At 72.2% G+C, this 22,270-nt stretch carries 20 protein-coding genes and 1 tRNA gene; 11 read left to right on the top strand and 10 right to left on the bottom strand.

Annotated features, from left to right (window positions below):
• The first annotated feature begins 14 nt into the window (after positions 1-14).
• A tRNA-Leu gene (locus tag MQV74_RS09750) sits at positions 15-102 on the top strand.
• Positions 103-190: 88 nt separating this feature from the next.
• On the opposite strand, the gene MQV74_RS09755 is transcribed toward MQV74_RS09750, so the two are convergent.
• The gene (locus MQV74_RS09755; RefSeq protein ID WP_242715867.1) at positions 191-1,225 is read right to left on the bottom strand and encodes a hypothetical protein; all 1,035 of its coding nucleotides are present in this window, start codon (positions 1,223-1,225) and stop codon (positions 191-193) included.
• Positions 1,226-1,415: 190 nt separating this feature from the next.
• Between MQV74_RS09755 and MQV74_RS09760 the strand changes: the two genes are divergently transcribed.
• Entirely contained in the window at positions 1,416-2,174 is a 759-nt protein-coding gene (locus MQV74_RS09760) for a DUF3987 domain-containing protein (RefSeq protein WP_242715869.1), read from the top strand.
• A 339-nt stretch (positions 2,175-2,513) separates the two neighbouring features.
• Here the strand turns inward: MQV74_RS09760 and MQV74_RS09765 are convergent, their stop codons facing one another.
• Both MQV74_RS09765 and MQV74_RS09770 read right to left on the bottom strand, forming a co-directional pair.
• Positions 2,514-3,017, bottom strand: coding sequence for a glycine-rich domain-containing protein (locus tag MQV74_RS09765; protein WP_242715871.1), 504 nt, complete (start codon positions 3,015-3,017; stop codon positions 2,514-2,516).
• Positions 3,018-3,196: 179 nt separating this feature from the next.
• Entirely contained in the window at positions 3,197-3,403 is a 207-nt protein-coding gene (locus MQV74_RS09770; RefSeq protein ID WP_242715873.1) for a hypothetical protein, read from the bottom strand.
• Positions 3,404-3,516: 113 nt separating this feature from the next.
• On the opposite strand from MQV74_RS09770, the gene MQV74_RS09775 reads away from it, so the two are divergent.
• Positions 3,517-4,272 carry an XRE family transcriptional regulator gene (locus tag MQV74_RS09775; RefSeq protein WP_242715876.1) on the top strand — a complete coding sequence of 252 codons (756 nt, stop codon included), beginning with the start codon at positions 3,517-3,519 and terminating at the stop codon, positions 4,270-4,272.
• A gap of 250 nt (positions 4,273-4,522) precedes the next feature.
• On the opposite strand, the gene MQV74_RS09780 is transcribed toward MQV74_RS09775, so the two are convergent.
• The gene (locus tag MQV74_RS09780; RefSeq protein ID WP_242715878.1) at positions 4,523-4,681 is read right to left on the bottom strand and encodes a hypothetical protein; all 159 of its coding nucleotides are present in this window, start codon (positions 4,679-4,681) and stop codon (positions 4,523-4,525) included.
• Between the two features lie 117 nt (positions 4,682-4,798).
• On the opposite strand from MQV74_RS09780, the gene MQV74_RS09785 reads away from it, so the two are divergent.
• Positions 4,799-6,274 carry an HNH endonuclease gene (locus MQV74_RS09785; protein WP_242715886.1) on the top strand — a complete coding sequence of 492 codons (1,476 nt, stop codon included), beginning with the start codon at positions 4,799-4,801 and terminating at the stop codon, positions 6,272-6,274.
• 527 nt (positions 6,275-6,801) lie between these two features.
• On the top strand, positions 6,802-8,364 hold the full coding sequence (locus MQV74_RS09790; RefSeq protein ID WP_242715888.1) for an acetolactate synthase large subunit: 1,563 nt from the start codon (positions 6,802-6,804) through the stop codon (positions 8,362-8,364).
• A gap of 96 nt (positions 8,365-8,460) precedes the next feature.
• Here MQV74_RS09790 and MQV74_RS09795 read toward each other — a convergent pair whose 3' ends face one another.
• The 3 genes from MQV74_RS09795 to MQV74_RS09805 all read right to left on the bottom strand — a co-directional run bounded on the left by MQV74_RS09795 (position 8,461) and on the right by MQV74_RS09805 (position 12,802).
• Entirely contained in the window at positions 8,461-11,319 is a 2,859-nt protein-coding gene (locus MQV74_RS09795; protein WP_242715890.1) for a peroxidase family protein, read from the bottom strand.
• Positions 11,320-11,576: 257 nt separating this feature from the next.
• Positions 11,577-11,996, bottom strand: coding sequence for a YchJ family protein (locus MQV74_RS09800; RefSeq protein ID WP_374120602.1), 420 nt, complete (start codon positions 11,994-11,996; stop codon positions 11,577-11,579).
• A gap of 104 nt (positions 11,997-12,100) precedes the next feature.
• Positions 12,101-12,802 (bottom strand): FadR/GntR family transcriptional regulator, encoded by a 702-nt coding sequence (locus tag MQV74_RS09805; RefSeq protein ID WP_138958776.1) that lies wholly within the window; start codon positions 12,800-12,802, stop codon positions 12,101-12,103.
• Positions 12,803-12,984: 182 nt separating this feature from the next.
• Here MQV74_RS09805 and MQV74_RS09810 point away from each other — a divergent pair, with 182 nt between their 5' ends.
• Together MQV74_RS09810 and MQV74_RS09815 are read left to right on the top strand one after the other, a co-directional pair.
• Complete coding sequence (locus MQV74_RS09810) at positions 12,985-13,488, top strand: gluconokinase (RefSeq protein WP_242715894.1); 504 nt, start codon at positions 12,985-12,987, stop codon at positions 13,486-13,488.
• Positions 13,489-13,579: 91 nt separating this feature from the next.
• The gene (locus tag MQV74_RS09815; protein WP_242715896.1) at positions 13,580-14,986 is read left to right on the top strand and encodes a GntT/GntP/DsdX family permease; all 1,407 of its coding nucleotides are present in this window, start codon (positions 13,580-13,582) and stop codon (positions 14,984-14,986) included.
• A gap of 87 nt (positions 14,987-15,073) precedes the next feature.
• Here the strand turns inward: MQV74_RS09815 and MQV74_RS09820 are convergent, their stop codons facing one another.
• The 3 genes from MQV74_RS09820 to MQV74_RS09830 form a co-directional block, all read right to left on the bottom strand.
• Positions 15,074-16,678, bottom strand: a complete 1,605-nt coding sequence (locus MQV74_RS09820) for an APC family permease (protein WP_242715898.1) — start codon at positions 16,676-16,678, stop codon at positions 15,074-15,076.
• Between the two features lie 61 nt (positions 16,679-16,739).
• Positions 16,740-17,708, bottom strand: coding sequence for a hypothetical protein (locus MQV74_RS09825; RefSeq protein WP_242715900.1), 969 nt, complete (start codon positions 17,706-17,708; stop codon positions 16,740-16,742).
• Between the two features lie 207 nt (positions 17,709-17,915).
• Positions 17,916-19,571, bottom strand: coding sequence for an FAD-binding dehydrogenase (locus MQV74_RS09830; protein WP_242715902.1), 1,656 nt, complete (start codon positions 19,569-19,571; stop codon positions 17,916-17,918).
• Between the two features lie 458 nt (positions 19,572-20,029).
• Here MQV74_RS09830 and MQV74_RS09835 point away from each other — a divergent pair, with 458 nt between their 5' ends.
• The 4 genes from MQV74_RS09835 to MQV74_RS09850 are packed head-to-tail and all read left to right on the top strand — an operon-like array spanning position 20,030 to position 22,240.
• Positions 20,030-20,926, top strand: coding sequence for a DMT family transporter (locus MQV74_RS09835; RefSeq protein ID WP_242715904.1), 897 nt, complete (start codon positions 20,030-20,032; stop codon positions 20,924-20,926).
• Between the two features lie 17 nt (positions 20,927-20,943).
• A complete protein-coding gene (locus MQV74_RS09840) occupies positions 20,944-21,474 on the top strand; it encodes an NUDIX hydrolase (protein WP_242715906.1) in 531 nt (176 codons plus the stop codon).
• On the top strand, positions 21,471-21,911 hold the full coding sequence (locus MQV74_RS09845) for a YidH family protein (protein ID WP_242715908.1): 441 nt from the start codon (positions 21,471-21,473) through the stop codon (positions 21,909-21,911). Before MQV74_RS09840 ends, MQV74_RS09845 begins: the two co-directional genes overlap by 4 nt.
• Positions 21,908-22,240, top strand: a complete 333-nt coding sequence (locus MQV74_RS09850) for a DUF202 domain-containing protein (RefSeq protein ID WP_242715910.1) — start codon at positions 21,908-21,910, stop codon at positions 22,238-22,240. Before MQV74_RS09845 ends, MQV74_RS09850 begins: the two co-directional genes overlap by 4 nt.
• The last annotated feature ends 30 nt before the right edge of the window (positions 22,241-22,270 follow it).

A 22,270-nucleotide genomic window follows, 5' to 3' on the forward strand; every position in this document is an offset into this window, starting at 1 on the left:
GCGACAGACCACCGGTCCGGGTGGCGGAATGGCAGACGCGCTAGCTTGAGGTGCTAGTGCCCTTTATCGGGCGTGGGGGTTCAAGTCCCCCCTCGGACACCAGCTGAGACCCCTGTTCATCAGGGGTTTTCTGCTTTTCTGGGCGGTGGCGTGACCAACCACGTGACCAACGGCCCAGAGAGTTCCCTGGTCAGACCAGGGATGACAGGCCGATACGGGTAGCGCTGGAAGCGGCCAGCTTCTTGGCTCCCTCGGCACGACGCCTGCCGTAGCGGGTCATGGTGTAGCCCGGTGAGTGGTGCCGGGCGTTGGCGGAGACCTCCACCGGGTTCTCGTGGTTGTCGAGATCGTTTGTGATCTTCGACGCCCGCCAGTCGTGCAGCCGGAAGTCGTCCGGCAGCTTCATCCGCGCACGGGTCGTACGCCAGCGGGCAGAGACCTTCTCCGGATCCTGCGGCCCGCCCGCCGTGCGCCCCTTCTGGAGCTTGAATCCGTCGCGGGCGAACACCAGGCCGTGATCCACCCACAGGGGGCCGAGTCGTTCCTTCTCGGCTTGCTGGCGCTCCTGCTGCCATTTGAGGACGTTCATCAGGGCTTGGTCGACGTAGATGATGGCGTTGTCGTCTCCGTCCTTGGTGAGCTTGCGCAGCCTGTAGGTGTTGCCTTCTTCGACCACGACCCAGGCCAGTTCGATGGCGCAGTCGTCCCAGTGGATGAGGTCCCACATCCAGCCCAGGGTTTCGCTGCGGCGGCACGAGGTGGCCGCGTACGAGGTCCACAGCGGAGCATCCCGCAGGCAGTGATGGGACAGTCCGTCACAGGCCCGGTTGCCGCACGGCTCCCATATCTGGCTCAGGAACTGCGCCGTCTCCTGATCATTGAGCGTCGGAAAGTCCGGCTGAGCCGCCTTGATCTGTCGCTCCGTGGGCGGGTTGGCGGTGTGGGCCGGATTGACCGTCAGGAGCTTCCTGGGGCCGGTGACGGAGTCCAGGGCGGCCGAGATGATGTTGTGGACGTGGCGGACGCTCTTGGGGCCCAGGGGCTTGTTGCCGTTGGCCTCAATGGGCTTGGCCTCCAGGAACCGGTACAACTCATCCAGGCGCTCGCCTGTCACCTCCACCACCTTCACCGTTCCTATATGGGGCTTGATGTGCAGCCGGATCTTCGGCTCGTAACCTTCCCTGGTGGTGTGCTCGCCCCGGTGTTTGGCGAGCCATGAGTCCATGAGTTGCCCCGTGGTCATGTCCGACCGAGGCGTGAGCGCTCCCGCCTCGTGATCGCTGTGCCACTGACGAAGTGCCTTTTCCGCTTCGGTTTTGGTCTTGTACTCGCGACCTATCCAATAGCGCTCCTTCTTGCCTGTAGCTGGGTCTAGGTGAAGGGGCGTACGGACACCCCAGGTGTTGGGTCTGCCCTTGCTGACCCTGCCCGTCTCTCAGGTCCGGTGGCTCAGCGAGCGGGAGCGCATGCCTGCCCACCTGATCCCGGAAGCCGGTGAGCACTTCGCCAAGGCCCTGCGGTACGGGCAACGGGTCGACACGGTCACGCTCGCTCAGGATGCTTACGACGTGGCCGACGCGATCCGGCACGACCTGTTGGGCAAGGCCCGGGAGTCGGAAGATCTCAAGCCGTTCGCTGCTCGCTGCAATGAGCAGGTGCGTCGCGTCGCTGCCCTCTTCGCGCTCTTCGACCTGCGGCGCGAGATCACTTGCGAGGACCTGCATGCAGCGGCCTGCCTGGTCACCTACGCAATGGGGGCCGTGGAAGCGATCGCCACGGGCAGCGGGGGCAAGGCCAGCAAGCGTCAGCCGCTCAGCCTCGGGGAGAAGGTACGCGCCCGACTGGAACTGTTCGGCGGTTCCGCCCGCTCCTCACAGCTCCTGCCGTACGTCGGAGCATCGGCCGCTGAGGTCAAGGCCCTGCCCGGCATCGTCGTCACACACGAACGCAACGGGGTCGGCCGACCGGCCGTCGTCTTCTCACTCGGTGGCGACAGTTCAGACGATGATCCCTGCCCGGAACCTGAGACAGTCGAGGCCCGTGCTGTGGAGGTACCGGAAGTGGTTTCGATGGACGTCTACCGCCCGGCACCCACCCCGGCCCCGGAGCCGCAACCGGTGAAGCAGCGGCCGGGGCCCGTCGACGCCGCCAATCCGTTCCTGGCACTGCTCTAACCAATCAACGAAACGCAGTACAAGGCCCCCACCAGTTGAGGAGTGGGGGCCTTGCTGTTGCCGGGCATGGGCGGCTACGCGTGACGGCGACGACGGTCGGGACGGATCCCAGCGGTGCGGCACCAGGCACAGGGGACCGCGTACAGGGATCCGTCCTTGATGAGCACCTGAGCGCGGTAGCCGGAACACATCCCGCAGCGCCGCATTCCTCGGCCTGGGGCGTCCGCTCGTATCGTGGCCAGGAGTTCAGCCGCTGCCGCGTACCTGGGGTTGATCCACTCCATGCTGCTCCTCCTAGCTCTCATTTGGAGAGTAGGGGGCCACCGGGGTCCAGGGTGGCTAGTTGTGCTTTCCGTCTCCGTTTCCGCCGCCGTCGAAGCAGGACGCACAGCTCTTCGGTGTGTGCTCGCACTGCGCGGCTACCGGAACCCGCCCATCGGTCGGTGCTCGCCACAAGGTCCGTTCCACGTCGTATCCGGCCTTCACGATCATGATCTGAGTCCGGTGCAGTTCATCCGGGCTGTGCCGTGTGGGGTCCGGCCGCTCAGGTGTGTGGTGCACGAACCGTCCGAGGCTCCTGCACAGTTCCGCGTATGTGGCTGTGTGCAGAATGAGGGCGTGCCAACCCTCGTCCACAACGCGGGACGGCCTGAGTCGCTCCTCCGGGCGGGTGGCGCACGTGACCACAAACTTGAGCGCTTCCTCGACGATCTGTTCAGCCGTGGTCTGATCCAGTTCCTGATTGTTGTCGATCACGGTCGCCGTAATGGCGGCGAAGCCCTCCGCACTGATCAGTTCCCTGACAGGTGTTGCCTCCCGCTTAGGGGGCGTGCTTGCCTGCATGTGTCCTCCAACGCGATTGGATGGGACGCCCCAGCGGGCTGTACTTGGGGGTGCGCCCGCCGGGGCATCGGTTTCCTCCCCTTAGCGGCGACCGCCGCCCTTTCTGCTCTGGTCGTTGGCCTTCTTGACCTTCTCCGACAGGTCGCGCGGATCACCCTTCGGCTTCTTGCTGTCGTCGCTCATGTGGGAACCCTCCGCCCTTCCAGCGCCTTGGCGAGTCGCTCGGCGGTGGCGATGTTGACCATGCCGAGGTCGATCAGAGGAACCACTCCGGCCGTGTCGACTCGCAGGGAGCGGAGTTCGATTCCCTCCGCCTCCAGGGCGGCGGACAGCCTGGTCTGAACCCGAGATGCCAGCTCGTACGTCGCGTCTTCTCTGCTGCTCATGAGGCGATGCTGGTTTCCCCGGACGGACGTATCTCCCCCTCTGTCAGAGACAGTTGAGACGTTCGGCGCTACGGTTCGAGAAGGCCCAAACGTCCTCACCGAGGGGGTTGACAGTGAATGTCGCGCTTCGATCGGCTCTGGACGACGCGGGCATGTCCCCACGCAAACTCGCGTACCGGGTCGGCGTATCGATCAAGCAAGTGGAACGATGGCTCGCAGACGCGGAACTGACCCCGCACGCTCGGAACCGTGAGGACGCCGCACACGCGCTTGGAGTGGACGAAGAGATGCTGTGGCCGCAAGTGGTGAAGGACCGGATCAAGACCGGCAACGATCGAGAGATCATCAACAGCTACCCGTATCGATCCGCGTGCCCGTCGACCGTCTGGGCTGAGCTCATCGACTCAGCGGCGACTGACATCTTCCTGGCGGGCTATACGAACTACTTCTTCTTCACTCAGGTCCCCGCGTTCGCTGACACACTGCGCCGGAAGGCGGACAGCGGCTGCCGGGTGCGCTTCCTCCTCGGTGATCCCGAAGGAGAGGTGACGCGTCAGCGTGAGGCCATCGAGGACGTGACGCTGAGCGTCTCGACGCGTATCAAGATCACCCTTGGGGAGCTGGAGAAACTGGGGTTACTGGACGGGCTGGAGAAGCGGTTCAGTGCTGCCGAGGATGCAGTGAACCACGTGTCGCTGTCCGTGTTCCGCTTCGACCGTGAAGCCCTCGTGACCCCTCACCTGGCGCGTCTCGTGGGCCATGACTCGCCCCTGCTGCATCTGCGCCGCCAGGGTGATGGCGGGATGTTCGACAGGTTCGCCGAGCATGCTGAGGAGCTGTGGTCGCGGGCTGCACCCGTGGCGCGGTAGGCGCTCCCCGGGATGCTGACAGGGGTCGTGGTCACGTGACCAACGCATGACCAACAGCGGCCGAGAACGGGCAGAAACAGCAGGTGAGGGTGACCAACCTCCGCAAGTCCTAAGGGGGCACGGAGGATGCATTCCCGCAGGTCAACAAGCAAATGAGCTGGTGCCCGAGAGGAGAGTTCAATTCCCCCCTCGGACACCAGCAAGAAGGCCCCTCTCGAGGGGCCTTCTTCGTGTCTGGGCAGCGACGTGATCAACGGTCCGGAAAGTTTCCTCGCCGGGCCAGGGGTGCGAGCCCGATCCGGGCCGCGCTGGACGCGGCCGTCTTCTTGGCTCCCTCGGCGCGGCGCCTGCCGTAGCGCGTCATGGTGTGGCCCGGCGAGTGGTACCGGGCGTTGACAGAGATTTCCACGCTCGGCGACGTTCACCCCCCGCCTGGACCTCGTACGGGACGAGCCCGTTCCGGCAGCGGCAGGGGTGTGGTCGGACGGGGAGGGTGGCTGTCGGAGGTGGCGTCTACTGTGCGGCCATGGACGACAGCTCACGGAAGTCGAGGGCGGGGCGGCGTGCGGGCCGGGCCGGGGGTGCGGCGCCTCTTGAGGGGGCGGAAGGCGGTGCGGAGCCGAAGGGGATCGCGCTCTATCACGACATGCGGGTCGAAGAGGACTTCGCCAAGTGCGCCACCCGGCTCTTCGCGATCCTCAAGAAGGCCGCGGAGACGAGCCCCGGCGCTCCCCGCCATCTCTACCTCGACGTTCAGGGGCACCGCGACGCGGACGGCGACTACGACGCGGACGCGCGGGAGATCATGTGCGACTTCCTGCCGGGGTTCCTCGGCCCCTACCTCACGGAGATCAGTACGCCGCTCCGGCAGGGGAAGAACCCCCAACCACAACGTGAGGACATACCTCGGGTTCTGACGATACGAGACCCCGATCGTGAGCATGCCTACGACCACCGGGAGTTGGGTGTGCGCAACCGGGACAGTCACCCCGACCAGCGGCGGTCAAGACCCCCGGTCCAGGCCATCGCCGACTACCTCGGCCTCGACGAGCCGATCTGCCTGATCTGCTGGCAGGCGCCGGTGGAGCGGGCGCATGTGGTCCCGGAGTCACTCGGCGGGTCCAACGACGTGCGCAACTTCGCCCTCCTCTGTTCTCGCCACCATCGCGAGGCGCCCGACGTCGCGGACGCCGAGGCGTTCTGGTCCTGGGTCGACTACGCCTGTGAGCGCGACGGCCACATGAAGTGGGAGGGGGTGGAGCCGGAGACGCTGGCGACGATGGAACGCCTCGGCCTCCGCGTCGAGACGTCCGGGCCGGTGCGGAAGAGCCTGCGTCACTTCGACCGGGTCCGTGACGAACTCGTGCGTCACTACGGCTGGTGTCCTGAGGACTTCGCCGGCGGATACCACTGGGGCGCGTTGATGGAGGAGTTCCACACGGTGATGGACTCGGCGACCAGCACGCACTTCAACGTCCCCAAGAAGGCGTCCACCGAGGCGTGGGCCTTCGAAGTGGCCCGCAGGCGCCTGCGGGACGGGGGTGCGGAGCACGAGGCCGGTGACGACCGGCCGAGGGTGTCGAGCCGTCCGTCGGCCGAGCTGGCGGAACGGACCGTGCGCAAGGCACCGGGCAGCGACGGCGCGCGGAGCCTGGTCGACGCCGCACGGCGGGCCGACGTCGCGATCGAGGCGGCGGCACTCGTGCGCGAGATCATCGGAAAGGCGGGGGCCTCCAGCGCCGATGAGGTGCTGCGGGGCGTCACGGAGATGGTGGCGGACCGCACCGCGCAATTCGAGCGGCTGGCCGATGAGCTCATGGGCAGCACGGCCTGCCGGCACTGCGGCCACGCCATCGCCCGGATCGGGGACGCGGCCTGGCGCCACAGCGCCGCGGCACCCATGTCCCGTGGCTGCCGGGCCGCCAGCTTCGACCGGGACGGCACGTGGGACGACTCCCTCGACCGTGCCTGGAAGGCGAGCCCGCCGAAGTCGTATCGGTGAGTCGTCCGGGACGCCGCCGAGGCAGGAGGGGACCGCCGGTCGCGCTCGTCGTCAAGCGCTGCCCATCCGGCCCACTCGCCCTCTGGAATTCGGCGTCGAAGCCACTGGCGCGCGGTCCAGTACACCCCCTCCGGGTCGTACTTGGCGGAGAGCTGTGCCCATTCGGCGGGGCGGCTTGAGAAGGTGTACTCGATGAACCTGATTGCGGCGTAGCGTTGCACGGGAGTGCATTTCCCGCAGTCTGTCCGCAGGGCATCGGGTAGCAGCCTCTTCAGGATCCGGTCGACGTCCGGCCAGGGAGGCCGCCACGGCCGCGGTGATGACGAATCCGGTGCGCAGTCGCATGACTCGCCTTCGGGCAGGGGCCTTCGAGGGGCGACTCCAGGACATCCGACGGGCCCGCGGACTGCACCTCGGCCTGCTCCGGGCGTGTGCCTGCCACGGTCCGGGCGTCTCGGTCAGCAGGTGTGGGGCCTGGCTGGAATGCGGCTGACGCTGGAGGGGTGTCTCAGATGAGACTTGCGGCCATGCCGAACGGAGCCCAGTCCCTCATCAGCGGCCTTGTGGAGGCCGGAGTCCAGGTGTGCTTCGCCAATCCGGGCACGTCCGAGCTGCACATCGTGACCGCGCTCGACGACGTGCCACGGATGCGGCCGGTCCTGTGCCTCTTCGAAGGCGTCGCGACGGGTGCCGCCGACGGGTACGGCCGCATGACCGGCCGCCCCGCCGGCACGCTGCTGCACCTCGGCCCCGGCCTCGCGGGCGGACTGCCGAACCTGCACAACGCGCGCCGGGCCGGTACGCCCGTCGTGAACGTCGTCGGCGACCACGCGCTGCGGCACAAACGCCTCGACGCGCCCCTGGAGTCGGACATCACCGCGCTCGCCCGCACGGTGTCCGCGTGGACGCGGCGCGCGTACGACGCCGCGGACCTCGCGGAGGACGCCGCCGACGCCGTGGCGGCCGCGGCCGGGCCGCCCGGGGCCGTCGCCACGCTCGTCGTACCCGCCGACGTGGCCTGGGCGGAGGCCGAGAAGCCCGCCGCTCCGCAGCGCCGGGCCGCCGTCCCGCACGGGTTCGTGTCCGAGCGTGGCCTGGAGGAGGCCGCCGCGGTGCTGCGGTCCGGGGAGCCCGCCGCGCTGCTGCTCGGCGGCGCGGCCACGCACGGGGCCGGGCTGCGGGCCGCCGCGCAGGTCGCGGGGGCGACGGGGGCGCGGCTGCTGTGCGAGACGTTTCCCGCGCGGCTCGAACGGGGTGCGGGCCTGCCGCCCGTCGAGCGCCTCGGCTACCGCACGGCCGACGCCGCCGGACAGCTCTCCGGCGTACGCCATCTCGTGCTCGCCGGGGCGTCGCTGCCGGTGCCGTTCTTCGCGTACCCCGGGCAGAGCGGAGTCGTCGTACCCGACGGGTGCGAGGTCCGCGAGCTCGGCGGCACGGGGCAGGACGTGGGCGTGGCCCTGCGGGAGCTGGCCGCCGCCGTGGGCGGCGCCGCCGCCGCTCCCACGGCGCAGGAGGCGGGGCGGCCCCGGGTGCCCGGCGGAGAGCTCACCGCGGAGACCGCTGCCGCCGTGGTGGGGGCGCTGCTGCCGCAGGGCGCCGTCGTCGTGGACGAGTCCAACACGTCCGGGCTCTGGCTGCCCGGCGCGACCGCCGGGGCGCCGCCGCACGACTGGCTGACGCTCACCGGCGGGGCGCTCGGACAGGGGCTGCCGCTCGCCGTGGGCGCGGCCGTGGCGCGGCCCGAGCGGCCCGTTCTCGCGCTCGTCGCCGACGGGGCCGCGATGTACACGCTGCCCGCGCTGTGGACGCAGGCGCGGGAGGGGCTCGACGTCACGACCGTCGTCTTCAGCAACCGCGCGTACGCGATCCTCGGCCTTGAACAGGGGATGATGGGCGCCGCCGTGGGGGCCGCGGGGCGTGAGCTGTTCGACCTCGGGCGGCCCGAGTTGGACTTCGTCGCGCTGGCGCGCGGGATGGGCGTCTCCGCGGGGCGGGCCACGACCGTGGAGGGGTTCGCCTCGCTCCTGGAGCGGGGGCTGGCGGAGCCGGGGCCGTTCCTGGTCGAGTGCGTGGTGCCGCCCCTCGCGTGACGCCCGACTGCTCGCGCGGCGGGGCGCGTCCCGGCCGCTCCCTCGGCGGGGCGCGTCCCGGCCGCTGTCCCAGTCGTTCGAGCCCCGGCTGCTCCCTCAGCGGTTCGGGTGCGGCGTCACCTGGCGCCACGGGGCGAAGGCCGTCGCCGTGCGCGGGAGGAGCGCGGCGAGTTCGGGGCAGTGGCGGAGGATGACGGACTTCATGCCGCCCTTCTGGACCCAGTCGATGCCGAGCGGGGTGTAGATCTCGGGGCGGAAGTCGACGGTCAGGAAGCGGTCGCTCTGCAGGCGCCTGGTGGCCATGAGGATGAAGACGCGGAACGCCGTGTCGCTGAAGCCGAAGCCGGTGGGCGGGTTCTCGGCGAACAGACCGATGACGGTGTCGATCTCGTCGACCGAGGCGTAGACGTCCTTGAGGCGGGCCAGCGTCTCCGGGTCCTCGGTCAGGTCCTCGAAGCGGCGGACGCGCGGCTTGTGCAGACCCGTGAGGAAGTCGTTGTAGCGGGGCACGCCGCGGCGGCGCGTACGGACGAGGTCGACGACGGACAGGTCGATGATCTCGCCGTCGCGTTCGAAGGTCTGGAGGGCGCGGGGGAAGTTGTGGAGCGTGATGGCGCCGGGGTGGGCGATGCCGAAGGAGTAGAGGGTGTTGGCCAGGCCCGTCTTGCGCAGTGCGCCCTCGGCGGCGGCGCCGTTGATGTCCGGGAAGCCGACGGTTTCCAGGCGCTGCCCGAAGTGGTGCTCGCGCAGCTCGAAGTCGTCGGGGATCAGCGGGTGCATGCGGTAGACGGTGACGAAGTCCTCGGTGAGGGAGTACGGCGCGTTGTGGTGGTCGGGCAGCGTGCCCGGGATGCCGGTGAGCGCGTGGGCGTCGAAGAGCCACAGGCCGAGCTTGGTGAGCCAGCTGTCGGGCGGGCCGTCCCAGTTGGTGTGCAGTCCGATGTCGAGGGCCTCGGTGGCGAGGATCGCGGGGGTCCACTCCACGGTGTGGATCTTGGCGATGAGGGCGGAGACGACGAGCCGGGCCGTCTGGTAGACGGACTCCTCGCTCATGGCCGGGTAGGCCCCGCGCAGGGCGTCGCAGACGGCGTTGTGCTCGTGCGCGAAGAGGGTGTGCATGACGCTGAGGCCCAGCCACCAGCTGTCGGTGAAGCCGCTGAGCGGGACGCCGTTCGGGGTGATCGGCAGATGCCCCTGCTCCAGGCGCAGCCGGGCGCAGCCGTCGGGGGCGCGCAGGGAGCGTGCGGTCGTCTCGTCGGCGCCGTACACCTCGGAGCCGTCCCACCAGTGCGAGGCGGTGTTGCCGAAGAGGACCGGCGGGCGGCCCTCGGGCACGGGCAGGCCCTCGTTCTCGGCGAAGCGCATCACGGTCTCGGCGGGGCCGCCGGGCGTGTTGCGCCAGGACATCCCGCCGGGCAGCGGCACCTCGACGGTCTTGGTGCCCGCGGGGTGGCGCCGGTGGTTGACCCAGTCGTGCACCTGGAACTGGATCCAGGCGGCGGCGAGGATGTTCAGCGAGGTCGCGGGCAGGAAGGTCTCGCGGTGCAGGAGCTGCCTGCTGACGGTGACGGGGTTCGGGGTGTCGAAGAGGTCGGGGCGGTAGTCGGGCGTGAGGTTGCGCCCGAAGGCCGCGCCGACGGAGCCCATGGCGGGCGCGGACAGGTCGTTGTACGTGCCGTCGTAGCTGCGCGCAGCCCGCAGCCGCTCGTCGGGCGGGCGCGGTACGGGCCCGGGCTTCGGCGGCGCCTCGTGCGCGTCGGTGTCGATGAGGTTGAAACGGCGCAGCGCCCTGCGCAGGAAGACCAGGTTGAGCAGGCTCGCCCAGGTCGGCAGGCGGTGCCAGGGCACGGAGCGGTTGAGGAGCCGGAAGGCGGCGCCCGCGGGAGCCGACAGGATCCGGTTGCGCGAGGGCTCCGGGGAGCGGAAGCGCAGGCCCGCGCGGTGGGCGGCGCTCGCTTCGTAGGCGGCCTTGCGGGCGCGGTTGAGGTTGCCGAGCGGCCGGAAGTCGTCGGTGGTGTACCAGGGGTTGAAGGCAAGGTCCTCCACGCGGCCCGCGGCGGCGCGGGCCTCGGCGGTGTCGAGGTCCTGGCTGGGGATGGTGAGCCGGGCGACGGGCAGGGCGGGCGCGACGGCCTCGCGCCAGTCGGTGGCGCCGTCCTCGATGGGGGTGCGCGTCTCGTCGACGTACCGCTGGACGCACAGGTCGAAGGAGACGTCGGCGCCCGCGAGCCGGTGTTCGAGGTCGCGGCGCAGGCGGTTGGGGTCGCGCCGGTCGGAGCGCGGCCCGGGTGCGGCGCCGCCCGCCGGGCGCAGCAGATAGCGGACGGGGCCCGCGTCGCCCCACAGGATCGCGCCGCGGCTCCAGTACGTCTCGCCCGCGAGGCTGGTGACGGTGCGCCGGGTGGCGGCTTGCACGGTGCGCCGCATGCGGGTGGCGGTGGCCGGGCCGACGGCCAGCGGAAGCTTGACGAAGAGGCCGACGGCGGCCCGGAGCGGGGTGCGGGCGCCCGCCATGGCCCGGGCGAAGGCGACGAACTCGCGGGCGTCCTTGGCGTGTGACACCGGCCAGTTGGTGGCGAGCAGGTCGTGGCTCTCCTCGGCCGACACGTCGACGCGTACGGCGATGCCGCGCAGGTCGGCGGCGCCGTCGGCCTGCCGGATGCCGCTCGCGTTGGAGAGCCGTACGGTCGCCGGGTACTCGGCGCCGGGCCGGGCGAAGCCGCCGCGGAGCGCGTCGGGCAGGTCGTCGTGGAAGCGCAGGCGCGCGTTCTCCACGCCGAGCGCGGCCTTGGCGTGCTGGGTGCGGGCCAGGGAACCGGCGCCCGCCGCCCGCTTGTTGACGGCCTGGACCCTCATCAGCTCGCGGGCGAGCCGTTCGAAGACGCGGCGCTCCACCTCGGGGCTGCCGCCCAGGTAGCGCTCGTAACTCCGCTCGTACGGTGTCGCTTGGGCCATGGGGCGCTTCCCTTCGCGCGAGGTCGCGTACACGGCGGGAGGCGTCGACGCTACTGGCGGCACCGGGCGTCCGCAGCGCGCGATCCCGCCATGTGCGGGGGCCGCGCACGGGGTCGAACTGGCGGGCGGGCGGCGGCGTTCGGGCCCGTCAGCGGCGTGCGGCGGCCGCGCGGGGCCGTCCCTCGCGGGCCTCGGCTCCCACGCACCCCACGGCGCCGGGTGCGGCGGTGGCCGGGTCGCGACGGGGCGCGGGCGGGTCAGTCGACGAAGTCGCCGTCCACGTAGACCCAGGCGCCGTCGACCCGCTCGAAGCGGCTGTGCTCGTGCAGGGCGCCCGGGCCGCCGCCGTCGCGGTAGGCGGCGCGGAAGGTGACCGTGCCCGAGCTGTGGAAGGCGGTGCCGTCGGTGGTGTCCTCGATCTCCAGGCCCGTCCAGCGCAGCGCCGGGTCGAAGTCGATGCCCGGCGGGCGGGTGCGCGGATGCCAGGTCCGCAGCAGATAGGCCTCGTCGCGCACGGCGAAGGCGCTGTAGCGCGACCGCATCAGCTCCTCGGGCGTGGCGGCGGCCGCCGCACCGCGGTGCAGCCGCCCGCAGCACGTGTCGTACGACGGGGCGCAGCCGCAGGGGCAGGCTCGCGGGTGTGGGGCACGGGGGGCGCGGGGCGCACGGGGGGACATGCGGGTCATTCTGCCGGGCGGGGTGGGGCGGGGGCGGGGCGGGCCGGAGCGGCGGGGCGGGGCGGAGCGGCGGGGCGGAGCGGCGGCGGGCCCCGGGCGGTCCGTCACGGGGCCAGGACGTCCAGTTCCTGGAGGGCGCCTTCGGCGATCTCGCGGGTCAGGGCCTCGGCGCGGGCCGGGTCGCCCTCCCGCACCGCCTCGGCGAGGCGCACGTGCAGGGTCACGGCCGCCGGGTCGGGGTCCTCGAACATCACGTCGTGGTGCGTACGGCCGGTCAGGACCTCGGCGACGACGTCGCCGAGGCGGGCGAACATCTCGTTGCCCGAGGCGTTCAGGACGGTGCGGTGGAAGGCGATGTCGTGCACCAGGTACGCGTCCAGCTGCTGGCCGCGCGAGGTGGCGACCATGCCGAGGGCGTACTCGGTCAGGGCGGCGCACTGCTCGGCCGTGGCGTGGCGCGCGGCGAGGCCCGCGGCGACCGGCTCGACCGCCGAGCGCAGGACGGTCAGGGAGCGCAGCTGGCGCGGGCGGTCGGCGCCGGCCAGGCGCCAGCGGATGACCTGCGGGTCGTAGACGTTCCACTCCGCGGTGGGCAGCACGGTCACGCCGACCCGGCGCCGCGACGCGACCAGGTGCATGGACTCCAGGACCCGCACCGCCTCGCGCATCACGGAGCGGGACACCTCGAAGCGCTGCGCCAGCTCGTCCGTGCGCAGGACACTGCCGGGCGGGTACTCGCCCCCGGTGATGCTGGGCCCGAGGCTGTCCAGTACGCGGGCGTGCAGCCCCGGGGCCTGTGCGGTCATGGGGTCAGCGTACGAGGAGAGCAGCACGGTGAAAAAGTCAGACTTTTCTGTCACAGGCTCTTGAATTTGTCTGACCTAATGAGTTTCAGTGGCGTGAACGGAACGGGTCCGTGTCCGAAATCCCCGTTCGGGGAGCGGGCGAGTACCCGGCCGATGTCGATGAAGACAGCGAGGCAGCAGCGATGAGCACCCCCCACGTCGTCGTAGTGATGGGCGTCGCAGGAACGGGCAAGACCACGGTCGGCCCCCTGCTCGCCGCCCGGCTCGGCGTGCCCTACGCCGAGGGCGACGACTTCCACCCGCTGGCCAACATCGCCAAGATGTCGTCCGGCACGCCCCTGACCGACGACGACCGGTGGCCCTGGCTCGACGCCATCGGCGCCTGGGCGCGACTCCGTGCCGGGCACGGCGGCGTCGTCAGCTGCTCCGCCCTCAAGCGCGGCTACCGCGACCGGCTGCGGTCCGCCGCGCCCGGCCTCGTCTTCGTCCACCTCACCGGCGACCGGGCCCTCATCGAGGACCGGATGAGCCACCGCGAGGGCCACTTCATGCCGACCGCGCTCCTGGACTCCCAGTTCGCGACCCTTCAGCCGCTCGGCGCGGACGAGGCGGGCGTGGCCGTGGACGTCGCGGGCACGCCGGAGGACATCGCACAGCGGGCCGCGAAGGCCCTGGCCACCCGGTAGCCCCTCCCTTTCCCCTTTTCGTTCCCTTCCCTGCCCCCTCACGTACGTACGCCCACATGCCGACGTACGCCCACACGCACAAGGAACCACCGTGACCAGTCTCAGCGTCGAGATGCTGGCAGCGGACCCCGTCGAACCGATCACCTCGGCGGGCCATGCCCAGCTCGGCATCGCCGTCCTCGCGGGCATCGCCGTCATCGTCCTGCTCATCACGAAGTTCAAGGTCCACGCCTTCCTGGCGCTGACCATCGGCTCGCTGGCCCTCGGCGCCTTCGCCGGGGCCCCGCTCGACAAGGCCATCGGCAGCTTCACCACCGGGCTCGGCTCCACCGTGGCGGGTGTGGGCGTGCTCATCGCGCTCGGCGCGATCCTCGGCAAGCTGCTCGCGGACTCCGGCGGCGCCGACCAGATCGTGGACACGATCCTGGCCAGGGCCGGAGGCTCCGGCGGCCGGGCCATGCCGTGGGCCATGGTCCTGATCGCTTCGGTGATCGGGCTTCCGCTGTTCTTCGAGGTCGGCATCGTGCTGCTGATCCCGGTCGTGCTCATGGTCGCCAAGCGCGGCAACTACTCGCTGATGCGGATCGGCATCCCCGCCCTCGCCGGTCTGTCCGTGATGCACGGCCTGATCCCGCCGCACCCCGGCCCGCTCGTCGCCATCGACGCGGTGAAGGCCAACCTCGGCGTGACGCTGGCGCTCGGCGTGCTCGTCGCCGTCCCCACCGTGATCATCGCGGGGCCGGTGTTCTCCAAGGTCGCCGCGCGCTGGGTGGACGTGGCACCGCCGGAGAAGATGATTCCGCAGCGGGCCTCCGAGGAACTGGAGAAGCGGCCCGGGTTCGGCGTCACGGTGGCCACCGTGCTGCTGCCCGTCGTCCTCATGCTGTCCAAGGCGCTCGTCGACATCGTCGTGGACGACCCCGAGGCGACCGTGCAGCGCGTCTTCGACGTCGTCGGGTCGCCGCTGATCGCGCTGCTCGCTGCGGTGCTCGTGGGCATGTTCACGCTGGGGCGGGCCGCGGGCTTCACCAAGGAGCGGCTCTCCACGACCGTCGAGAAGTCGCTCGCGCCCATCGCGGGCGTCCTGATGATCGTCGGCGCGGGCGGCGGCTTCAAGCAGACGCTCATCGACGTCGGGGTCGGGCAGATGATCCTCGACTTCTCCGAGGACTGGTCCATCCCCGCGCTGCTGCTCGCCTGGCTGATCGCCGTCGCGATCCGGCTCGCGACGGGCTCCGCGACCGTGGCGACGATCTCGGCGGCGGGGCTCGTGGCGCCGCTCGCCGCGGACATGTCCACCGCGCACGCGGCCCTGCTCGTCCTGGCGATCGGTGCGGGCTCGCTCTTCTTCAGCCATGTGAACGACGCCGGGTTCTGGCTGGTGAAGGAGTACTTCGGCCTGGACGTCGGCCAGACGATCAAGACGTGGTCGGTGATGGAGACGATCATCTCGGTGGTGTCGCTCGGGTTCGTGCTGCTGCTCTCGCTCGTGCTGTAGCCACGGCCCCGCCGTACCGGAACCGAGGCCGCCGCCCGCCCGCCCCTGCCCGGGGCGGGCGGGCGGCGGCCTTTCGGCAGGCCCCGGCTAGGCGCCCGGAGGCGGCGTCGTCGCGGCCTTCTCCAGCTGGAAGGCCTCGTTGCCCAGGCCGATGCGGGCGTGGGCCGCGGGCCTGCGGGCGCGGAGGTGGGCGCCGTGGGCGAGGCCGATGACGGCCGCGGCCGCGATGACGCCGGGCAGCAGCCAGGGCAGCGCCGAGCCGGGCCCCGCGGAGACGAGGATGTCGAAGTCCTTGACGGTGTAGCCCGCGATGACCAGCAGCGCGACGGCCGCGAGCCCGGAGGCCACCAGGCGCCAGAACTGGGCGCGCGCGGCACCGCGGCGCACGAAGAAGACGATGACCGCCACGGACGCGGTGGCCATGAGCAGCAGCACGCCGAGCGCGCCGACGTTGCCGCCCCAGGTGAACAGGTGCAGGACCGGCGCGGTGGGATCGCCCGCGGGCTTGTCGTCGGCGACGGCGAAGCCCACCACCACGACGGCGGCCACCACGGTCTGCAGGAGCGAGCCGGTGCCGGGCGCGCCGCTCGCGCTGCTGGTCCTGCCGAAGGCGGCCGGGAGCAGGCCCTCGCGGCCCATCGCGAACGCGTACCGCGCGACCACGTTGTGGAAGCTGAGGACCGCCGCGAACATGCCGGTCACGAACAGGACGTGCAGGACGTCCGTGAAGGTGGTGCCGAGCCGGGACTCGGTGAGGCCGAAGAGCAGGCCCGCGCTCTGTTCGCGCGCGGCGGGCACGATGCCCGAGGGCCCCGCGGCCACCGTGAGCGCCCAGGAGCTGAGCGCGAAGAAGACGGCGACGAACCCCACGGCGAAGAACATCACGCGGGCCACGACGACCTGGGGGCGGCTGGTCTCCTCCGCGTACACGGGCGCCTGCTCGAAGCCGGTGAACGCGGCGATGCAGAAGCACAGGGAGGTGGCGACGCCCGCGCCGGTGAGCGTGTCGGGGTTGAAGGCGTGCAGGGACACGCCCTCGGCGGAGGGGTCGGCGAGGGCGGCGACGTCGAAGATGACGACGAGGGCGACCTCCACGAGCAGCAGCACCCCGAGCACGAGCGCGTTGAGGTCGATCTTGAGCCAGCCGAGCACGGCGACGAGGGCCACGGTCACGAGCGCCGGGATCCACCAGGCGACGGTGACGTCGGCGTACTTGGCGAGCAGCCCGGACACCTCGAAGCCGAGCAGGCCGTACAGGCCCGCCTGGAGCGCGCTGTAGGCGACGAGCGCGACGGCGGAGGCGCCCGCGCCCGCGGTGCCGCCGAGCCCGCGCGATATGTACGCGTAGAAGGCCCCGGCGTTGTGGACGTGCCGGCTCATCTCCGCGTACCCGAAGCTGAACAGGGCGAGGACGACGCCGAGCGCGAGGAAGAGCAGGGGCTGGCCGACCACGCCCATCACGCCGTACGTGGTGGGCATGACGCCCGCGACCACCATCAGCGGCCCGGTGGCGGCGAGCACGGAGAGCAGGAGCCCCGCCGTGCCCAGGCGGCCCGCGCGCAGCGCCCGCTCCTGGCCCATGTACGTGTTGATGTCCCCCTGGCCCGCGGCGGGCCTGCCGTGGGCCCCGGTTCCCGGTCCTGCGGGGTGCCCCGCTCTGCTTGCCCTCGCGTTCGAACTGCCCGTCGCCATGGCGCGGTTGTCCTTTCCGCTGTTCGTGGGTCGATCGGTCTGGTGTGGTGCCGCCTACGCGTCACGCGGTGCCGAGCGCGGCGGCCCGCGCGGCGGTGTAGGCCTCGTGCGGGTCCCGGTCGGGGTACGACCAGGGCGCTTCGGTCACGTGCCCGCCGATGCGGTGGAACAGCGCGGCCGCCTCGGCCGACCGGCCCTCGCAGTGCGTGGCGTGGGCGAGGAAGTTGAGGTCGACGAAGGCGCGCGGGTGGGCGGTGCCCGCCGGGGCGCCGCCCGGGGTCTCCCATGTGAGCCACCAGTCGAAGGAGGCCTTCATCACCTGCCGGGCGCGGCGGCTCGACCAGTGCCCGGAGGCGACCGGGTCGTGGCTCTCGCTGCCCGCGGTGGCGAGCACCCGGTAGCGCTCGGCGTGGGCGACGACCGGGAGCACCGCGAGCGGCGAGTGGGCGGGCACCTGCTCGGCCGCCCAGGTGGCGAAGTCGTACACCTCGTGCAGCGGGTCCTGTCCTGCGCCGGGGCGCCGCTCGGCGAGCCGCGCGAGCATCAGGTAGTGCGCGTGGTGGTGCTCGGGGTGGCGGTGCCTGACCTCGTCGAAGAGCCGTACGACGTCCTCCTCGTGGCCGAGCGAGCGCTCCAGGAGCAGCAGCGCCAGCCAGGGCGTCGGGTCGGCGGGGACGCGGGCCGCCGCCTCCCGGCAGGCGGTGCGGGCCTTCTCGGAGCGCTCCTTGCCGCGCAGCGCGCGGTGCACGGCGGCGTGGGCGAGCAGCACGGCGGCGTCGGCGCTCTCCGGTTCGGCGAGCCGCCAGTCGCGGATCCACGCGGTGGTGCTCTGCTCGCGGGCGAGCACGTCGCAGCGGTGGCCGCGGCGGTCCCAGTCGTCGCCGGTGGCGGCGAGCAGCTCCCGCACCTCGGTCCAGCGGCCCTGCGCCAGCGCGGCGCGCGCGGCGACGAGTTCGGCGTCGTCGAGGGCGGCGTCGAAGACGTGGCTCGCGCGTTTGCGAGAGCGACCGAGAGGTGGGGGTGGGGACACCGCGGGCGTCCTCCCAAGACGCGGTAGGTGGGCGGGCGATCACGCACAGCCAACCGGTAGGCAGCGCTCCGCGTCAAGGCCCAGGCGCCCCAAGCCTCTTGACACGTCTCGCACGCATCCTGCCGCACTCCTTCACGGGTTCCGGCGGTGCGCGGCGGGCCCTCCGGAGCGGCGGACACCCGGCCCGGCGCCGCCGCCGGGCCTCCCCTAGTCGACGGCCTTTGCAGCCGCACGCCCCGCCGCGCGCCCCGAGAAGAGACAGCCGCCGAGGAAGGTGCCCTCCAGGGAGCGGTAGCCGTGCACCCCGCCGCCGCCGAACCCGGCGGCCTCGCCCGCGGCGTACACGCCCGGCAGCGGTTCGCCGCCCTCCCGCAGGACGCGCGAGGACAGATCGGTCTCCAGGCCGCCGAGCGTCTTGCGCGTGAGGATGTTCAGACGGACGGCGATCAGCGGTCCCGCGCCGGGGTCGAGGAGGCGGTGCGGCGCGGCGGAACGGATCAGCCGGTCGCCGAGGAATTTGCGTGCGCCACGGACGGCCATGACCTGGAGATCCTTGGTGAAGGGGTTGACGATCTCGCGGTCGCGGGCGGCGATCGTGCGGTGCAGGGCCGCCTCGTCGATGAGGGCTTCCTTGGTGAGCGCGTTCATGCCGCGCACCAGGGCGCCGAGGTCCTTCTCCACGACGAAGTCGACGCCGTGGTCCATGAACGCGCGTACCGGTCCGGGTACGTCGGCCCGCGCCCGCTCGATGACGCCGCGTACGGACTTGCCGGTCAGGTCGGGGTTCTGCTCGGAGCCCGACAGGGTGAACTCCTTGCCGATGACGCGCTGGTTGAGCACGAACCAGGTGTGGTCGTACCCGGTGCCCATGATGTGGCTGAGCGTGCCCAGGGTGTCGAAGCCGGGGAACAGCGGCACGGGCAGCCGGTCGCCGCGCGCGTCCAGCCACAGCGAGGACGGTCCCGGCAGGATGCGGATGCCGTGCCCGGCCCAGATGGGGTTCCAGTTCTCGATGCCCTCGGTGTAGTGCCACATGCGGTCGCGGTTGATCAGGCGCGCGCCCGCCCGCTCGGCGATGCCGAGCATCAGGCCGTCGACGTGCGCGGGCACCCCGGAGAGCATCTTCCCGGGCGGAGTGCCGAGCCGCTCGGGCCAGTTGGCGCGGACCAGGTCGTGGTTGCCGCCGATGCCGCCGGAGGTGACGATCACCGCCTGGGCGCGCAACTCGAAGGACCCGGTGACCTCGCGGCTGCTGGCCGTGCCGCGCTCGGCCTCCGACGGCTCCAGGACCTCGCCGGTCACGGTGTCGACCACGCCCGCGCTGCGGCCGAGGCCGGTGACGCGGTGGCGGAACCTCAGCTGGACGAGGCCGCGTTCGACGCCCTCGCGCACGCGGCGCACGAACGGGGTGAGCAGTCCGGGGCCCGTCCCCCAGGTGATGTGGAAGCGGGGCACGGAGTTGCCGTGCCCCTGGGCGTCGTAGCCGCCGCGCTCGGCCCAGCCGACGACCGGGAAGAACCGCACGCCGAGACCGTGCAGCCAGGCCCGCTTCTCGCCGCACGCGAAGTCCACGTACGCCTTGGCCCACTCGCGCGGCCAGTGGTCCTCCTCGCGGTCGAAGGCGGCCGTGCCCATCCAGTCCTGGAGGGCGAGTTCGCGGTGGTCCTTGATCCGCATGCGCCGCTGCTCGGGGGAGCCGACGAAGAAGAGCCCTCCGAAGGACCAGTGGGCCTGCCCGCCCAGGGACTGCTCCGGCTCCTGGTCGACCAGGATCACCCTGCGCCCCGCGTCGACGAGCTCGGCGGTGGCCGTGAGCCCGGCGAGCCCCGCACCGATCACGATGACGTCCGCGTCGTAGGCCATGACGGCTCCTTCTCGACTTCCGGCTCGGCCCGTGGTCGGGCGCGCCGAGCAGTGGCGGGGCGGTACGTCCGCCGACGGTGGCGCATGCGCGCGGACGCGTGTTACCCGTGAGTCAGATCCTGGATAGGCCCGGGCCGGACGTCAACCGTCCGGTACGGGTCACCCGGGGCGGGTGGGCGGTCGGTCCACCGCCGGACCGCCGGGTGGCCCCCCTTCGGCCGGGGCCCGCCCGAAATCTGCCGGTGGCCCGGAGGCGGGTCCGCCCTGGGCCGGCCACGGACCGGCCGTGCTCCGCCAGGGATCCGGCCACGGACCGGGCAGGGACCGTCAGGGATCCGGCCATGGTCCGGCCGGGGCCCGGCCGGGGAGCCGTCGCGGAGCGGCTGTGACCCGCCCGAGGGCCGCTATCGTCGGCCGGGTACCGCTTGCCCGGCCGTCGTCGAGTTCGAGGTCCTCACGTGTCGGTTCTGGTCCTGCTTCTGTCCGTCGCCGCGGCCTGCTGCCTCGGGGTCGGCTTCGTCCTGCAGCAGAACGCCGCCCAGCGGGCCCCGCTCGGCGACTTCCTCTCGCCGCGGCTCCTGCTCGACCTGGTGCGGGTGCCGCGCTGGCTGGGCGGCATCGGCCTGATGGTGTGCGGCATGGTGCTCGGCGCCCTCGCGCTCGGGGAGGGCGAGGTCACCCTGGTGGAGCCGCTGCTCGCCACGAACCTGCTGTTCGCCCTCGCGCTCTCGCGGCACCGGACCAAGCAGCCGCTCGGCCGTCAGGGCTGGGCCGGGCTCGCCCTGCTGGCGGGCGGCGTGACGGCCTTCATCGTGGCGGGCGAGCCGCGCGGCGGCGCGGCGGACCCCGATCCGCTGCGGCACTGGCTGGTCCTCGGCGTGATGACCGGCGGAGCACTCGCGCTCGCCGCGCTCGCGAAGAAGTCCCCCCTCGGCTCCGGGCCCGCGCTGCTCGGGGTCGCGGCCGGGCTGCTCTACGGCGTGCAGGACGCGCTGACGCGGGTCAGCGAGGAGCGGTTCGTCGCGGGCGGCTGGGCCGAACTCCTCGGCGGCTGGCAGCCGTACGCGGTCCTGGTGCTCGGCGTCACCGGGCTCGTCCTGGTGCAGAGCGCGTTCGAGATGGCGCCGCTGCGGATGTCCCTGCCCGCGCTCACCGCCGCCCAGCCCCTCGCTGGCATCGCCTGCGGCGTCGGCTTCCTCGGCGACCGGCTGCGGACGGACACCGCGGCCCTGGCGTGGGAGGCCGCGGGCCTCGCCGGGATCGTGACCGGCATCGTCCTGCTCGGCCTGCATCCGGCGATGCCCGCGGGCACGGGCGGCGGTAGCAGCGGGGCTCGGGCCTCGGCACTGCGCTGACCTGTCAGGATGGCCGTATGAGCGCTGACGGCACGCATCCGGCGGACGAGATCCTGGCCATCGTCGACGAGCACGACCGCGTGATCGGCGAGGCCCCGCGCGGCGAGGCGTACGCCCGCGGTCTGCGCCACCGCTGCGTCTTCATCGAGGCCCGCGACGCCGAGGGCCGCGTCTTCGTGCACCGCCGCACCGCCACGAAGCTCGTCTTCCCCTCCCTGTACGACATGTTCGTCGGCGGGGTCGTCGGCGCGGGCGAGTCCTACGACGACGCGGCCCTGCGGGAGGCCCAGGAGGAGCTCGGCGTCCGCGGACTCCCCCGCCCCACCCCGCTGTTCAAGTTCCTGTACGACGACGGCGCGGGCCGCACCTGGTGGTCGTACCTCTACGAGGTCCGCTGTGCGAGCCCGGTGGATCCGCAGGTGGAGGAGGTCGCCTGGCACGACTTCCTGACCGACGGGGAGCTCGCGCGCCGCGCCGAGGAGTGGGCGTGGGTGCCGGACGGCCTGGACGCGTACCGGCGCCTGCGCGACTTCCGGGCGGCCCGATGACGGACGGACCCGGGGAGGAAGAGGCCCCGGCGGCGCCCGGGAAGGGGGCCGGGGTCCCGCAGGGGCTGCGGCTGTGGTTCAGCCCCGCCGGGCTGCGGGACGAGGGCGACACCCCGGACTACCGCTTCTCGCTGGCCAACGAGCGCACCTTCCTGGCCTGGCTGCGCACCGCGCTCGCGCTGGTCGGCGGCGGCTTCGCCGTGGACCAGTTCCTGCCCGACCTGCGCTGGGGCGCCCGCGTCGGGCTCGCGCTCGCGCTGCTCGGCGCCGGGGTGCTGTGCGCGCTGCGGGCGGTCAACCACTGGGTGCGGTGCGAGCGGGCCATGCGGCGCGGCGAGGACCTCCCGGTCTCGCGCTTCCCCGCGCTGCTCGGCCTCGCGGTGGCGGTCGTCGCCCTCGCGATGGTCGCGGTCGTGCTGTTCGGCTGGGAAGGGTGACGGAGGCCGTGCCGGACGGGTCCCGCGCGGCCCGGGACCCGGGCCTGCAGCCCGAGCGCACCCGGCTCGCGTGGCGGCGTACGACCCTGACGTGCACGGTCGCCGCGGTGCTCGCGGCGCGGACGGCCCTGCACCACGGCCCGTCGGCGGCGGGGGCCGTGGCATGCGCGCTGACCCTGCTGCTCTGGCTCGGCTTCCTCGCGGTGGCGCACCGCAGGATCACGGAGCTCGCCGTGGCGCGCCCGCGCGCGCTGGACGCGCGGGCGGCGACGGTGGCGGCCGTGTGCACGGGGGCGCTCGCGCTGTGTGCGCTGGTGGTGCTGTTCTGACGGGCGCGGCACAGGTGCGCCGGGGCGCCC

The sequence above is a fragment of the Streptomyces sp. AN091965 genome, assembly GCF_022698285.1.
Lineage (GTDB): Bacteria > Actinomycetota > Actinomycetes > Streptomycetales > Streptomycetaceae > Streptomyces.